Origin of the sequence: Comamonas sp. B-9 (assembly GCF_000410635.1) — a bacterium.
In the GTDB taxonomy this organism is placed as follows: Bacteria; Pseudomonadota; Gammaproteobacteria; order Burkholderiales; family Burkholderiaceae_C; genus Comamonas.
The window spans coordinates 4,076-4,331 of the sequence record NZ_KE148596.1 but is presented as its reverse complement, the minus strand read 5'-3'; the positions used below and the strand labels follow the sequence as shown (position 1 = coordinate 4,331).

The 256-nt window shown below is 68.8% G+C and carries 1 protein-coding gene; it reads left to right on the top strand.

Translation table 11 applies throughout. The features are described 5' to 3' along the window. Window position 1: 1 nt before the first annotated feature. A complete protein-coding gene (locus H928_RS30925) occupies window positions 2-178 on the top strand; it encodes a DUF3325 family protein (protein WP_021027276.1) in 177 nt (58 codons plus the stop codon). Window positions 179-256 lie beyond the last annotated feature (78 nt).

The following is a 256-nucleotide window of genomic DNA, read 5'->3' as shown; positions in this document are numbered from 1 at the left end:
CGTGCTGCCCAGCGTGGGCGGCTGGGGTGCCACCGTGGGGGTGGTCGCCTGGCTGGGTTGGATATCGGCCGGCGCCTTGGTCGCCGTGCTGTGGATTGCGGCTGCGCCGCGCTGGGCAGCGCGTGCAGCGGCTGCGCTGGCGCCGCTGGCCTTGTTGGGTTTGTGGTGGTGGGCCTGATGGCCTGCTGATGAATACGTGAGGGAGCTATGGTGGGGGAAGAAATGATGGGTGTGCAGAAGCAGTGGCTGGGCGTGG